At 66.6% G+C, this 15,031-nt stretch carries 13 protein-coding genes; 11 read left to right on the top strand and 2 right to left on the bottom strand.

All coding sequences use genetic code 11. The features are described 5' to 3' along the window. The first annotated feature begins 4 nt into the window (after positions 1–4). The 10 genes from K6G35_RS26460 to K6G35_RS26415 all read left to right on the top strand — a co-directional run bounded on the left by K6G35_RS26460 (position 5) and on the right by K6G35_RS26415 (position 12,314). Positions 5–529, top strand: a complete 525-nt coding sequence (locus K6G35_RS26460) for a DUF4381 domain-containing protein (protein ID WP_495676603.1) — start codon at positions 5–7, stop codon at positions 527–529. Next, complete coding sequence (locus tag K6G35_RS26455; protein WP_495676602.1) at positions 516–1,520, top strand: vWA domain-containing protein; 1,005 nt, start codon at positions 516–518, stop codon at positions 1,518–1,520. Before K6G35_RS26460 ends, K6G35_RS26455 begins: the two co-directional genes overlap by 14 nt. Further along, entirely contained in the window at positions 1,517–3,112 is a 1,596-nt protein-coding gene (locus K6G35_RS26450; protein ID WP_286881430.1) for a VWA domain-containing protein, read from the top strand. The genes K6G35_RS26455 and K6G35_RS26450 overlap by 4 nt, the downstream gene beginning before the upstream one ends. Next, positions 3,109–4,200 carry a BatD family protein gene (locus K6G35_RS26445; RefSeq protein ID WP_495676601.1) on the top strand — a complete coding sequence of 364 codons (1,092 nt, stop codon included), beginning with the start codon at positions 3,109–3,111 and terminating at the stop codon, positions 4,198–4,200. The genes K6G35_RS26450 and K6G35_RS26445 overlap by 4 nt, the downstream gene beginning before the upstream one ends. A 128-nt stretch (positions 4,201–4,328) precedes the next feature. Then, positions 4,329–5,555: a formylglycine-generating enzyme family protein gene (locus K6G35_RS26440; protein WP_052018142.1), complete on the top strand. Its 1,227-nt coding sequence runs from the start codon at positions 4,329–4,331 to the stop codon at positions 5,553–5,555. 63 nt (positions 5,556–5,618) lie between these two features. Further along, positions 5,619–6,695, top strand: coding sequence for an HAD family hydrolase (locus K6G35_RS26435; RefSeq protein ID WP_008649586.1), 1,077 nt, complete (start codon positions 5,619–5,621; stop codon positions 6,693–6,695). 177 nt (positions 6,696–6,872) lie between these two features. Then, positions 6,873–9,407: a spermidine synthase gene (locus K6G35_RS26430; protein WP_495677137.1), complete on the top strand. Its 2,535-nt coding sequence runs from the start codon at positions 6,873–6,875 to the stop codon at positions 9,405–9,407. After that, positions 9,404–10,384, top strand: coding sequence for an AAA family ATPase (locus tag K6G35_RS26425; RefSeq protein ID WP_008645937.1), 981 nt, complete (start codon positions 9,404–9,406; stop codon positions 10,382–10,384). Before K6G35_RS26430 ends, K6G35_RS26425 begins: the two co-directional genes overlap by 4 nt. Before the next feature lie 17 nt (positions 10,385–10,401). Next, positions 10,402–11,406, top strand: a complete 1,005-nt coding sequence (locus tag K6G35_RS26420) for a DUF58 domain-containing protein (RefSeq protein ID WP_495676600.1) — start codon at positions 10,402–10,404, stop codon at positions 11,404–11,406. A gap of 257 nt (positions 11,407–11,663) precedes the next feature. After that, a complete protein-coding gene (locus tag K6G35_RS26415; protein ID WP_035883568.1) occupies positions 11,664–12,314 on the top strand; it encodes an FMN-binding negative transcriptional regulator in 651 nt (216 codons plus the stop codon). 33 nt (positions 12,315–12,347) lie between these two features. On the opposite strand, the gene K6G35_RS26410 is transcribed toward K6G35_RS26415, so the two are convergent. Continuing rightward, entirely contained in the window at positions 12,348–13,148 is an 801-nt protein-coding gene (locus tag K6G35_RS26410; protein WP_495676599.1) for an SDR family NAD(P)-dependent oxidoreductase, read from the bottom strand. A 144-nt stretch (positions 13,149–13,292) separates the two neighbouring features. On the opposite strand from K6G35_RS26410, the gene K6G35_RS26405 reads away from it, so the two are divergent. After that, positions 13,293–14,234 (top strand): GlxA family transcriptional regulator, encoded by a 942-nt coding sequence (locus K6G35_RS26405; RefSeq protein ID WP_035883570.1) that lies wholly within the window; start codon positions 13,293–13,295, stop codon positions 14,232–14,234. A gap of 20 nt (positions 14,235–14,254) precedes the next feature. On the opposite strand, the gene K6G35_RS26400 is transcribed toward K6G35_RS26405, so the two are convergent. Next, positions 14,255–15,028, bottom strand: a complete 774-nt coding sequence (locus K6G35_RS26400; RefSeq protein ID WP_008645927.1) for a helix-turn-helix domain-containing protein — start codon at positions 15,026–15,028, stop codon at positions 14,255–14,257. Between the last annotated feature and the right edge of the window lie 3 nt (positions 15,029–15,031).

Here is a 15,031-nt window from a genome sequence, read left to right as displayed (position 1 = left end):
GGCCGTGAACGACCTGATCGATATCGTCACGCCAACGCCGCCGTCGTGGATGCCGCAGACGGTGGGCTGGCTCGTGGTTGGCGTCGTGCTGCTTGCCGGGGTGCTCTGGCTGGCCTGGAGGACAGTGCGACGCTGGTATGCCAATCGGTTCCGCCGGGCGGCGCTCAGGGAATTGGCTGCCTTGCAGCAGACGGCGGATAGCGCCGAACGGGCCACGCTGCTCTTGTCGCTGGCCGAACTGCTCAAGCGGCTGGCACTGGCCCAATGGCCCCGGCACTCCGTGGCGGCCCTGTCGGGCCCGGCGTGGGGCGATTTTCTGCGCACCCATGCAGGTGGCGCGGGCGATGCGGTTCCGGCTCTCGCGGCGCTGATTGACGATGCCGAGTATCGTGGCGCGGCAACCCTGGCCCAGTGGCCCGAGGCGCAGCTTCGGGCAACCCTTGGCGCGTGCCGGGTCTGGATCGCCGGCTATCGGCGCGACGGGCACGACGGGCACGACGGGCACGATGGGCGCGATGATCACATTTGAATATCCCTGGCTGTTCGCGCTCCTGCCGCTGCCGTTGCTGCTCTGGTGGTGGCTGCCGCCATATCGCGAGGAAAGCGCGTCGGTGCGCCTGCCGTTTTTCGGGGAGGTGGCCAGTGCCGCTGGCCTGAAGCCTGCGCTCGGGGCGCACGTGCCGCGGCGCAATCTTGTCCAGTTGCTGTTGGGGCCGATTGCATGGGGCCTGGTAGTCGTCGCGCTGGCCCGTCCGCAGTACCTGGAGCCGCCGCTGCAACGGACCCAGCCCGTGCGCGATCTGCTGCTGGCGCTCGACCTGTCGCAGTCGATGGACACGCGCGACTTCAAGACCCCGTCGGGCGCCCTGGAGCCGCGCGTCGATGCCGTGCGGCAGGTGGTGGCCGATTTCGTGGCGCGCAGGACCGGTGATCGCATCGGGCTGATCGTTTTTGGCGATGCCCCGTATCCGCTGGCCCCTTTCACGCTCGACCACGCACTGGTGCGTGAACTGCTGGCCGATATGGTGCCCGGCATGGCCGGGGCCAGTACGTCGCTCGGTGACGCCATCGGCCTCGGTATCAAGATGTTCGACCAGAGCCACGCGCAAGAGAAAGTGATGATTCTGCTGACCGACGGCAATGACACGGCCAGCCGGATGCCGCCGGCTCAGGCGGCTGACATCGCGAAGACGCGCGGCGTGGTGGTCCATACCGTCGGTATCGGGGACCCGGCCACGACCGGCGAGCAGAAGGTCGACCTGGACGCGCTGAAGCACATTGCCAGCACCACGGGAGGCCGGTACTTCTTTGGCGCCGACCAAACCAGCCTGGCCTCCATCTACGCCACGTTGGACCGCGTCACGCCGCACAGGGAGAAGACACTGACCTGGCAGCCGCGCCGCGAGTTGTTCATGTGGCCGCTTGGCGCCGCCGTGTTGCTGATGCTGTTCTACCAGTTGGCGATGGCGCTCTACGCGCGCTGGCTGGCGCGGGCGGCTGCGTTGGAATCGACCGCATGAGCGCGTACGTCGAGGCCCTGGCCGAGTTCCATTTTCTGAGGCCCTGGTGGCTGCTGGTGCTGCTGGCGGCGATCTGGCTGCCCTGGGCCGTGCGACGCCGTGGCGATATTCGTCGACGCTGGCGGGCTGTCATCGCGCCCCACCTGCTCAATGCGCTGGTGGTTGGAGAGACCCGCAAGCGCGCGCTGCGCCCGGTGCATCTGTCGGCCTTGCTGCTGGCGTTGGGCGCCGTCGCGCTGGCGGGGCCGACCTGGGAGCGTGAACGGCCGCCGTTTCCGTCAGACAAGGCACCGCTGGTCATTGCCGTCGACCTGTCGCCGACGATGGACGCCATCGACGTGACCCCGACCCGGCTCGAGCGGGCCAAACTCAAGATCAAGGCATTGCTGGCCCGACGCGATGGGGGGCGCACGGCGCTCTATGCGTATGCTGGCTCGACCCATCTGGTGCTGCCGCTGACCGATGACCCGACGCTGCTGCAGACGTTCGCGGATGCGCTGCAGACCCGCATCATGCCGGTGCCAGGCAAGGACACCGTGCTGGCCGTGCGGACCATCGACGCAGCGCTGAAGAAGGAGACCGTTCCCGGAACGATCCTGTTGCTGACCGATGGCGTGGAGCCCGCGGCAGTCGAGCCGCTTCATGCCTACGCCCGCTCGGCGCGGACGCAGGTGGTGGTGCTGGCCATCGGGACGGTGGATGGTGGCCCGCTGCGCGGTCGTGACGGCACTGCGCCGGGGCTGGACTCAGCCACGCTTCACGCGCTGCGCGCAGCGGACATCGACGTCGCGACGCTGACCCCCGATGGCGATGCCGACGTGGCGTGGGTGCAGCGCCATGTGCGGCAGCACGTGGAACAGGCCGCGTCGCCCGACACGGTGCGCTGGCACGACGTGGGCTGGCCCCTGACGATTCCGATCGCGCTGCTGGCGCTGCTCTGGTTCCGCAAGGGCTGGACGATCCGCTGGATCGTCGGCATCGGCGCGGCCATGGTGCTGGCTGCGCCGCAGGCCGATCTGCGGGCGCAATCCACCGCCGCCCCGCGAGCATGGCGCATGGCCGATCTCTGGCTCACGCACGACCAGCAGGGGCGGAGGGCATTCGAACAGGGCAAGTTCGCGGAGGCCGCGACGCAATTTGACGATCCGATGTGGCGCGGCGTGTCGTGGTACCGCGCAGGCAAGTTTGCCGAGGCCGCGCGCGAGTTCGAGCACATCAGCAGTCCGGACGGGCATTTCAATCTGGGTAACGCGCTGGCGAAGCAGGGCAAGTATCAGGACGCCATCCCGCAGTACCGGCTGGTACTGCAGCAGCGGCCCGGCTGGGCGCCAGCGCAGCGCAACCTGGCGCTGATGCAGGAGTTGATCGAGCGCCAGAAGCAGAACGAGAAGCACGATGAGGAGGCGCCAGACGTCAAGCCGGATCAGATCCAGTACGACGCCTCGGCGCCACCGCCCCCTCCCGGTGGTGACAAGATGCAGCAGGGCCTCGCGCAGCAGAACGCGGAGATGTGGATGCGCGCGATCCAGACGTCTCCGACGGAATTGCTGGCGCGCAAGTTTGCGCTGCAGCGCCAGCAGGGGAAGCCATGATCGCGCGGCTGCTTGCCCTGATCACGTTCTGCATGGCTGCACTGGCCCATGCGGCCGAGCCGGCGCCGATCGTTCGCGTCGACGTTGGCGGCAACGGTGCCCAGCGTCCCGCCGTGGTTGGACAGTCCGTCCAGATCTCGGTGACGATCCTGGCACCGAACTTCTTCATGTCGGCGCCGGTGTTCCCGCCACTGCAGGTGGCTGGCGCTGTGATCACGATGCCGGACGATCGCGCCGTCAACTCGACCGAGACGGTGGGCGGCGTCAGCTATGCGGCGATCACCAAGACCTATGTGCTGACCCCGCAAAGCGCCGGCGATTTCACGCTGCCGCAGCCGGAGATCCCGTTTACGTACGCGGGTGGTGACGGCAAGCCGCTCTCCGGCAGCGTCACGTTACCGCCCACGGTGATTCATGCCGGCGGGCAGGGCGGCAGCGGTGCGCCGGGCGCGGCATCCGGCGTGCAGGCAATTGTCGGCACGCTTCCGGCCGGACCGCTCCAGATCACGCAACAGTTCGATCGCCCGGTCACGGGCAAGGATGCCCACTTGCGCGCGGGGGATGCCGTAGTACGGACGATTACGATCGTCGCGCCCAATGCGCCGGCCATGATGATCCAGCCGCCCGTGTTCGAGGCGCCAGGTGGGGTGAAGCTGTTCAAGGCGGATCCGCAGCTATCCGATGGCGCGGCCGGTGCCGGCGAGACCCCGGGCGGGCGGCGCGTGGAGCGCGTGACCTATGTGTTCGAGTCCAGCGGCAGTCACACGCTGCCGGCGGTGACCGTGAAATGGTATGACCCCGCCAGTGGCAAGCCTTCCGAGTCGGTGGCCCCGGCCATTACCGTGGAGGTGGGCCGAGCTGGGCCGGGCCTGGGCCTTGCGCCGACCGGCGACGCGTTCGGTGCGGAGGACTGGTGGCCGGCCTGGCTCGACGGCAGGGTCTTCGCCGGATTGGTGGGACTGGCAGTGATTGCCCTGGCGGCGTTCGGGCTGCGCAGGCGGTTGCCGGTCTGGTGGCACGCACAATTGAAGGCCTGGAAGGCCGCCTGGCGCGAGCTGCGTGGCCCGCTGCCACCGCTTAACCCATGAGTGGTCTGGGCGCCATTAAGAATCTCGTAAAAAATCATTCAGATCAGTCAATAAAATATTGCATTCCTTCGCCGAGCCAGGATGCGCATACTGCCCGTGTTCCGGACTGCACCGGGCAAGGGACACTGATGGCACGTAAACAGCAGGCAAGGGCGGTGGCCGCAAGCGCGGCGCCGTCATCGTGGCGGCGGCGGATGTGGCTGGGCGCGCTGGTCGTAGGGATGGCCGGGGCAGGCGCTGCCGCCACGGTCTGGTATAGCCGGCACAATGGGCAGGGCGCGGACCCCGCGTCGATTCGCGCGGGCGATGGCGTCAACGGCCCGGCCGGCATGGTGCATATCCCGGGCGGCGAATTCCTGATGGGTAGCGACCACAAGATGTCCCAGGCCAACGAGCGCCCGGCGCACAAGGTGCAGGTCAAAGCCTTTTGGATGGATCAGCACCACGTCACCAATGCCGAATTCCGCAAGTTCGTCGAGGCCACGGGCTACCTGACCACGGCGGAGCGCAAGCCAGACTGGGAGACGCTGAGGGTTCAGCTTCCGGCCGGCACGCCACGCCCGCCTGACAGCGCGATGGTCGCGGGCGGGATGGTCTTCGTCGGCACCAACAGCCCGGTGCCGCTGCGCGAATACTGGCGCTGGTGGCGCTTCGTACCGGGCGCGGACTGGCGTCACCCGACCGGCCCGGGCAGCTCCATTGAAGGCAAGGACAACCATCCCGTCGTGCAGGTCTCGTATGAAGACGCGCAGGCGTATGCCAAGTGGGCCGGCAAGCGTCTGCCCACCGAGGCCGAGTGGGAGTTTGCCGCCCGTGGCGGCCTGGAGCAGGCCACCTATGCCTGGGGCGACAAGTTCGCGCCGGATGGCCGGCAGATGGCCAATGTCTGGCAGGGCCAGCAGGTGCAGCCGTTCCCGGTGGTCAGCGCCAAGGCGGGCGGCGCGGCTGGCACCAGCGCCATCGGCACGTTTCCGGCCAATGGCTACGGGCTCTATGACATGACCGGCAACGCCTGGCAGTGGGTGGCCGACTGGTATCGCGCGGACCAGTTCCGCCGCGAAGCCACGGTGGCTGCAGTGCTGCAGAACCCGACCGGTCCGACCGATTCATGGGACCCGACCGAACCGGGCGTGCCGGTGTCGGCGCCCAAGCGGGTCACGCGCGGTGGCTCGTTCCTCTGCAACGAGGACTTCTGTCTCAGTTACCGCCCGAGCGCGCGGCGCGGTACCGACCCGTACACCAGCATGTCGCACCTCGGCTTCCGGCTCGTGATGGATGACGCCCGTTGGGCGGAAGTTCGCAAGCAGCCATCCGTGGCAATGGCCGCAGGCGGGCCGCAGAGCGTGCAGAAATAGCGCATCGAAGCGGCAAGCCGCAAAGCAGACAGACAAGAGACGCACCGAACCGGAGAGAACCCGATGGAACATGCCCGCGCACCGTGGTTGCGACGCTGGATCAATACCGCGGTCGCGGCCCTTGTCATTGGCGCCACCGCCACCACGCTGGGTGGATGCGCATCCAGCGCGCCGCAGGCTGGCGGCACGCAGGACTCGGCGCAGACGGCCGTCAATGCCGAGGCGGCACTGCCGTCCTGGCGCGATGGCGCCACGCGCAAGACGATCATCAAGTTCGTGGCCGACGTGACGCAGCAGGGCTCACCAACCTACGTGCCCCCGGCTGAACGGATCGCCGTCTTCGACAACGACGGCACGCTGTGGAGCGAACAGCCGCTGTATTTCCAGTTCTTCTTCCTGCTCGATCAGGTCAAGGCGGCAGCGCCTTCCCATCCGGAATGGAAGAACAATCCGGCGTTCAAGGCGCTGATGGCCAATGACATGGCCGGGCTCATGCGCGAGGAAAAGCGGTTGCTACCCCTGATCACGGCGGCGAACAGCGGGATGACCGTCGACGAGTATGACCGCACGATTCGCGCATGGATCGATACGGCGCGGCATCCCAAGTTCAACCGGCGCTACACGGACCTCGTCTACCAGCCGCAGTTGGAACTGCTGTCGTACCTGCGGGCCAACGGCTTCAAGACCTATATCGTGTCCGGCGGCACGATCGAGTTCATGCGTCCCTGGACCGAGCGCGTGTACGGGATTCCGCCCGAACAGGTGGTTGGCTCGACCCAGACCATCACCTATGACGTCCGCGACGGCAAGCCGGTGCTGATGCGTGGTCCGAAACTCGACTTCATCGACGATGGCCCGGGCAAGCCGGTCGGCATCTATCGCCAGATTGGCCGCCAGCCGATCCTGGCGGTGGGCAACTCCGACGGCGACCTGCAGATGCTGCAATACACGATGGCCGGCACCGGCGCGCGCCTGGCCATGCTGGTCCACCACGACGACGCCCAGCGCGAGTTCGCCTACGATCGCCAGTCGAAGATCGGCAAGCTCGACAAGGCGCTTGACGAAGCGACGACGCGTGGCTGGACCGTCATCAGCATGCAGAAGGACTGGGCCCAGATCTATCCCGCCGCGAAGCCGTGAAATGCCGCTTCAGGCTGCCCCCTCGGTTGACCCTTGGGGTTGCCTTGCCAGTGCGGACGGAACAGTACAAACCACAACACCAACACCAACAATAGCGGAGCCCTCGATTGGCAGACTTCACAGGCAACAAGCGCGGCAAGAAACGTGACGGCAGCCGACCGTAAGCTGGGGCAGGGGATGCGTGCGAAACGGCGGCCAGCCCAAGCATCCGAGCCTGCTGTCCTGCCGCGGTCGACCGCGTGGCGATGGCCCGCGTTGCTGCTGATCCTGTCCGGCGCTGCAGGCCTGGTTTATCAGGTGCTGTGGATCAAGCAACTTTCGCTGGTGGTCGGCGTCGAGGTACAGGCGGTGACCACCGGTGTCAGCGCGTTCTTCGCAGGCCTGGCGCTTGGCGGCTGGCTGGTTGGCCGTCACGCCGATCGCAGTACCTCGGCCTGGCGGCTATACCTCTGGCTCGAAGTCGCCATCGCCCTGCTGGGTATTGGCGCGACGCTGGCGCTGGCTCATGCGGCGGCGCCGTTCGCATGGCTGCAGTTGCGCGCGGGGGCCGTGGCGTGGGCGCTTCCGGTGCTACTGGTCGGCCTGCCCGCGGTCGCAATGGGCGGCACGCTGCCGGCGCTGCTCCGAGCGGTCACGCCCGCCGAGCACGAACTCGGTGGCCACGGCGGCCGGTTCTACGCGGCCAACACGGCCGGTGCCATCGCGGGCACGCTGCTGGCGGGGTTTGTGTGGATTCCTGCGTTCGGCGTCACGGGTAGCGCCTGCGCGGCAGCCGCGCTGAACCTGCTGGCCGCACTCGGCGCGTACTGGATGGTCCGCCGCGCTCCCGAAGCGACCACCCGGACCGTGCCACAGGGGCAAGCCGAGGCAACGCCAAGGACCGGGCAGCGCGTACTCGCGCTCACGCTTTATGCCCTGGCCGGCGGTATCGCGCTTGGCTACGAGGTGGTCTGGTCGCAAGCCATTGTCCAGTTCCTGAGCACGCGCGCATTCGCGTTCGCGGTGATGCTTGCCACGTATCTGGCAGGCCTCATGCTTGGTAGCGCGCTGGTGGCACGCAAGGTCGATCGGGCCAGGGATCCCTGGGGTGTGTTCGCGGCGCTGGTCGTCGGCGCCGGGCTGGCGGCTCTGGTCGAGTTCGCATGGCTGGGCGAATGGCTCCCGGTCGCCCAGTCCGTGGTGTCGCAGCGCGTGCTCGGTGCCACCGGCAGCCAGCTTGCCGCCATGTGCGCGAGCTTTGGCATGGCGGCGTTTTGTATTGTGTTCGTGCCGACGGTGCTGCTTGGTGCGGCGTTTCCGTATGTCGTGCGACTCTCCGTCGATGTCTCGCGCCCCGGTTCAGGGCTCGGCGCCGTGCTTGCAGTGAATACGCTGGGCGGCATTGCTGGCTCGGTGCTGGCCGGCTTCATGCTGGTGCCGTGGATCGGCGTGGTCCATACGCTCGGCGTGCTGGCCGTGGCGAGCGGCGTCGTGGCGCTGCTGGCTACCGCATTCGGCACCGGCGTGCACCGCTTCGCACGGGTGGCCGTGCCGTTGCTGGCCGTGGTGACCTTGATCGTGGCCGTGGTGACGCCGGCCGATCGGCTTGCCGCATTGCTGGCGCAGACGCGCGGCGGTGAACTTGTTTTCTACGAGGAAAGCCGCGGCGCCACGGTGGCCGTGGTCGAGCAGGGCAAGGCCCGTCAACCGTTCCGCCGGCTCTATATCCAGGGCGTCTCGAATTCCGGCGATACGATGACGTCGCTGCGCTATATGCGGTTGCAGGCGCTGCTGCCCCTGCTGATCCATAACGGCGCACCGCGCTCGACCCTGGTGATCGGCCTTGGGACCGGCATTACCGCCGGCGCGCTGCTGCAGTATCCGGGGCTCGAGCATCGGGTAGTGGCCGAGTTGCTGCCCGCCGTGGTGCGTGCCGCGCCGAACTTCCAGGGCAACTACGGCGTGACTGGCGACAAGCGCGTTGATATCCGCTTGCGCGACGGCCGGCGCGAGCTGCTGCAAAGCACCCAGCGTTACGACCTGATCACGCTGGAACCGCCGCCGCCGTCGGCCAGCGGTGTCGTGAACCTGTACTCGCGTGATTTCTATCGTCTCGCCGCGCAGCGTCTGGAGACGGGCGGTATCGTGGCGCAATGGTTGCCCCTGCCGACGCAGAATCCCGAGGACACTCGCTCGCTGGTGCGTAGCTTCCTCGATGTGTTCCCGCACGCCACGCTCTGGACCACCGAACTTCACGAGATGCTGTTGGTTGGATCGTTGCAGCCGGTCACGCTTGACGTGGCGCGTATCCAGTCGCGTTTTGCCGATGCCGGGGTCAGCGCGGCGCTGCGGTCGGTCGGGGTGGCGTCACCCGCCGCCTTGCTGGCTACCTACGTGACCGACCGCACCGGCCTCGACTGGTTTGCCAGCGACGCGCCCGCCGTTACGGACGACCGTCCGCGCATCGAATACTCGGGCTGGGTGCGCAAGCAGTCGTTCCCGCCCGTGCTGGAGGAGCTGCTGAATCTCTCGTCCGAACCGCAACTGCAAGGCGCGGACGACGCGCTGCAAGTCGCCATCCGGCGCGAGCGGGCCAACCTGCATCTGTTCTATCGCGCCGGGCTCGATGCATACCGGGGCGACCGCCAGCAATGGATGCGCGATATCACGCAGGTCATGCGCGAGGATCCGGGCAATCCGTACTACAACTGGTTCACGGGAGGCGCGCAATGAGCGCTCGCGACGATTTTCTGGCGCTGCAGGCACGTATGGGCGAATCCATCGTCGGCCAGGCACGCATGATCGAGCGGTTGTTGCTTGGACTGCTTGCCGACGGGCACCTGCTGGTGGAAGGCCTGCCGGGGCTGGCCAAGACCCGTGCCATCAAGAGTCTGGCGAAGCATCTCGACGCGCGGCTGTCGCGCGTGCAGTTCACGCCAGACCTGCTGCCCGCCGACATCACGGGCTCGGACATCTATTACAGCGAAGGCGGCAAGGGCGAGTTTCGCTTCCAGCCCGGTCCGCTGTTCGCGAACCTGATTCTGGCGGATGAAGTCAACCGTTCCCCGGCCAAGGTGCAATCGGCGCTGCTCGAGGCCATGGAGGAGCGACAGGTCACTGTGGGCGGCAATACGCACCCGCTGGAACGGCTGTTCCTGGTCATGGCCACGCAGAATCCGATCGAGCAGGAAGGTACTTATCCGCTGCCCGAAGCGCAAATGGACCGCTTTCTGATGCACGTGAACGTCGACTACCCCGCGGCCGATGCCGAAGCGGAGATCATCCGGCTGGCGCGTGCCGAGGAAGAGCCGGACACGCATCAGGGCGGTGCCGGGAGCAGCGAAACCCGCATGTCCCCGGCTAAGGTGTTCGATGCGCGCCGGCAAATTCACGAGATCAAGGTGAGCGAGCCGGTGGAGCGCTATATCGTCGCGCTTGTGCAGGCCACGCGCGATCCCGCGCGTCTCGACGACGATCTGAAACGCTGGATCGAGGTGGGCGTGAGCCCCCGTGGTTCGATCGGTCTCGACAAGGTAGCGCGGGCGATCGCCTGGCTGCGTGGGCGCGACTACGTCACTCCCGAGGACGTGCAGGCGGTGGTGCACGACGTGTTCCGGCACCGGCTGATCCTCTCGTACGACGCCCACGCGGCGGGGGTTAGCGCCAACGCGGTCATCGACCGCCTGGTGCAGCGCGTCGCGGTGGCCTGAGGCCATCCGGCTTCGTCATGAAATCCGATACCGCCGCACTCGGCCGCTCGCCCCAGCACAAGACGCTCCCGTCCAGCGCCACGCCCGGTGTCAATGTCGACACCGCATCGCTGGCCGCGCTCGAAGCTGCTGCGCGGGACTTCCATTTTCTGTCGCGCCAGCCCGTGCACAGCCTGCTGTCGGGGCGCCATGGGTCACGTGTGCGGGGCCGTGGGCTGGCCTTCGAGGAATTGCGCCCCTACCTGCCCGGGGACGACGTTCGGACGATGGACTGGCGCGTGACGGCGCGAACCGGCAAGCCGCACGTGCGGGTCTATGCCGAGGAAAAGGAGCGCCCGGCGCTGGTGGTGGTGGATCAGCGCATCAACATGTTCTTCGGCAGCCGCCGCGCGATGAAATCGGTGGCGGCGGCGGAGGTGGCGGCGCTGGCCACGTGGCGAATGGTGGTGGAGGGGGACCGCGTGGGCGGCGTCGTCTTTGGCGACAAGGAGGTGACCGCGCTGGCGCCGCAGCGCAGCCAGCACGGCGTGCTCCACCTGCTTGGCGAACTGGCGCGCCACAATCAGGCGCTGCGCGCGGACGCCCCGGCCAGCCAGGGCGCCAGCCAGTTGAACGCGGCGCTGCAGCACGCGCTGCAACTGGCCCGTCGCGACTATCTGGTCATCGTCATCAGCGACTTCAGCGGCAACGATGCGCAGACCCGCGACCTGATGCTCGAACTGCGCCGTCGCAACGACATGCTGTCGGTGCTGGTCTATGACCCGTTCCTGCTGAACCTGCCCGATTCCGGTCACCTCGTGGTCAGCGACGGTGAACTGCAGGTGGAACTCGGCTTTGGCCGGGAGACGCTCCGGAGCGCGATTCACCGCTTCGCGGACGATCACAATGCGTCGCTGGTCGAGTGGCACAACGGCATTGGCGTGCCGCTGCTCCCGATATCGGCAGCCGAGGATACGGCGCTGCAACTGCGCCGGCTGCTGGGATATCCAGCCGATGCGTCGCCGCGGCGCGGCAAGGCATAGGACGCAGCTTCGGGCTGGATGTGCAGTCCAAGCACTCTCAGTTGGCCCTTATGACCGCGTAGCACAACTGGCGGGGACCCCAGCCGAAAATCAAGCAACCGCTTGATCACCCTCTGGTTCGGTGGGTTCGATGCCGCTGAGCCTACAGTTCTCCATCAGCGTGTGGGCGATAACCGCAAACTGCGGCTACACTCGGCTCCAGTTTCCGATGACAATGCTTGCATTCCGAACCCAACACACCCACGCCCCGCACGCTCATGTACGTCCCTGCCCATTTCGAAGAATCGCGCCCCGAGGCTCTCCATGCGTTGATGACCGCGTATCCGTTTGGCACGCTGGTCACGCATGGCAGGAACGGTCTGGATGCGAACCACATTCCCTTCCATCTCGAGCCCTCGCAAGGGCCGAATGGGATGCTGAAGGCTCACGTTGCCCGCGCCAACCCGGTCTGGCAGGACGTGGCGAACGGTGATGAGGTACTGGTGATTTTCCGTGCCGCTGATGCGTATATCTCGCCGAACTGGTATCCGAGCAAGCACGAGGCCCATAAGCAGGTGCCCACGTGGAACTACATGGTCGTGCACGCGCACGGTCGCATCACGATTCGCGACGATGAGCGCTTCGTGCGCGGTGTGGTAGCCCATCTGACTCGCACGCACGAAGCCACGCAACCCAGGCCGTGGAAGATGTCCGACGCCCCGTCGGATTTTGTCGACACGATGCTCAAGGCGATTGTCGGCATCGAAATTGAGATCACGCGCCTGGAAGGCAAGTTGAAGCTGAGCCAGAACAAGGAAGTGCGCGACATCCGTGGCGCCGGCACGGCGCTGGCCGAGCAGGGCAGCACGATGCTCGGCGAAGCGATGCTGGCCCGCGCAGATGCCAAGGAGCGGGGCGAGACCCAGTAATTCCCGGGCCTCCCACCCTTTACCTTCCGCCTCTCAGCGTCCCGTCGCGTACCGGGGCGCCGGAGTGTTGGTCGATAGCTGGCCCGCCATCGCCTGGCGCGCGCCTTCATATGCATTCCATTGCTCGATCGCGTGCAGCGGTGGAATCGTCACCAGCTCGCCGCGGTCGAAGCCTACCAGTGCCGCATCGACCATCGCTTCGGCCGGCATGACGATCGCCTTGTCGAGATGTTCGATCGGCAGGCCACCGGTTTCCCAGAAGTCCGTGGCGGTCGCCCCCGGCAGTACTGCCTGCACGCGCAGCCCCTTGGCCGCGAGTTCGTGGTGCAGCGACTGGCTGAATGCCAGTACGAACGCCTTGCTGCCGCCGTACACCCCGTTCAGGATTTCGGGCGCGATGCCGACGATCGACGAAATGTTGATGATCGCGCCACGGCCGCGCGCAACGAAGCCCGGCACGGCGGCATAGGTCAGGCGCGTCAGCGCGGTGACGTTGAGGTCGATCATCCGGCTCATGGCATCGACGTTGCTGTCGAGCAGCGGCGTGTGCGTGCCGACGCCTGCGTTGTTGACCAGCAGCGTGATGCTGGCGTCCTGCCGCAGCTTTTCCTCCACCCGCGCGAGCGATTGGCGGTCGTTGAGATCGGCCGGGAAGACTTCGACCACGCGCTGCGTCTCGTCAGTGATGCGCCGCGCCAGGGCATCGAGCTTGTCGCGATTGCGGGCGACGAGGATCAGGTCATAGCCGCGCCGTGCCAGGCGGTCCGCGTAGATGGCGCCGATGCCCGAGGATGCGCCGGTAATCAGGGCCGTGCCGAGATGGATTTGCGTCATGGTGTTCTCCTTGCGATGTCGTTGCGATGGGGATCCGAAAATCGGGATGCGTCGAATCCATGCGTTGCATCGTAAGGCGGCTTGACGATGGCAGAAATGACGATTATGGTCATGTTTTAGGACATAAGCCCAACGAGGCCAATCATGCACAACATCGGCTTCCTGCTGACGGACGGTTTTCAGGTGATGGCGCTGGCGACGCAGAGCGTCTTCGAGTACGCGAATCTTGTGGCCGGCGAGCCCTTTTACCGCATCAGGAATTTCTCGATCGACGGTGGGCCGGTAGTCTCTTCGCTGGGGATGACGGTAGAGACGCACGCGGCAAGCACGCGCGTGGCGGTGGATACCTGGGTGCTGGCCGGCGTTGGCGACCCAGTCGCGCAGCCAACACCCGCACCGGTACTGGCGTTCGTGAGCAAGGCGGTGCCGCGTGCGCGCCGGACGGCGTCGATCTGCACGGGGGCGTTCATCCTGGCGGAAGCCGGTCTGCTCGATGGCCGACGCGCGACCACGCACTGGGCCTTCGCGCGCGACATGCAACGGCTCCATCCGGACATCAAGGTGGAGGACGATCGCATCTACATCGTCGATGGCGCGATCTGGACGTCGGCGGGCATGACGGCCGGCCTGGATCTGGCGCTTGCGATGGTCGAAAAGGATCTGGGCGCGGATATCGCGCGATCGGTCGCCCACAAGCTGGTGATGCACCAGCGGCGCTCGGGCGGACAGTCGCAGCACTCGGAGCTACTGGATATGGCGCCGAAATCCGACCGTATCCAGAATGCGCTGGATTACGCGCGCAAGAATCTGAGCCAGGCACTGACGGTGGAGGAACTGGCGGAGACGGTGCATCTGAGCCCACGCCAGTTCAGCCGCGTATTCACCGCGGAGACCGGGCAGTCGCCGGCCAAGGCGATCGAGAATCTGAGATTGGAAGCGGCGCGACTCATGATCGAACAGAGTCGCCACCCGCTGGAAGTCGTGGCGCGGGAAGCCGGCTTTCGAGACCGGCGCCATATGCGCGAGGCATTCCTGCGGGGGTTCGGCGTGCCGCCGCAGGCGGTGCGGCGGGAGGCCCGTGAGTAGCGGGCGCCGGTGTCAGCGGCTCAGATGGCCGCGAGCGCCTCGATATCGAACAGTTCGATGCGCTTGCCATCCACGCGGATCAGCCCTTCGCGCTGGAACCGGGAGAACGTGCGGCTGACCGTTTCGAGCTTGATGCCGAGGTAGCTGCCGATTTCCTCGCGGGTCATGCGCAGCGTGAAGTCGCGCGAAGCATAGCCGCGTTCCTGCAGGCGGCACGACACGTTGATCAGGAATGCTGCTACACGCTGTTCCGAAGTCATGCCCGACAGCAGGATCATCTGCTTGGACTCGCGCAGGATCTCGCGGCTCAGCATCCGATGGAAATGCTGTTGCACGCTCTTGACGTCGCGGCAGAGTCCTTCGAGCGGTGAGAACGGCAGCACGCAGACTGCACTGTCTTCGAGCGCGATCGCGTCGCAGTCATACTCGCCTTCGCCAATCGCGCCAAGGCCGACCGTTTCTCCCGGCAGGAAGAAACCGGTCACGTGCTCATGGCCGCCGGCGTGGGAGGCCACGGTCTTCAGCGATCCCGAGCGGACGGTGTAGAGGTTCTGGAACTTGTCGCCGGAGCGGTACAGGTATTCGCCACGATGCACCATGCGCCAGTGGCTGACCACGGCTTCCAGTTGCGGAAGCTCCTCCGGTTCGAGAGACGATGCGATGCAGAGGCGGCGCAGGCCGCAATCCATGCAGCGCGCCTGGAAATGCCGCGCCGTGCCCGGCGCGTGCGCATGTCCGGTGCATTCCCCATCCATTCCTGCTTCGACGCTCGACCCCTCTACCACTTCATACATGAT

The sequence above is a fragment of the Cupriavidus sp. HY129 genome (assembly GCF_059492215.1).
This window is presented reverse-complemented; position numbering and strand designations above follow the sequence as displayed.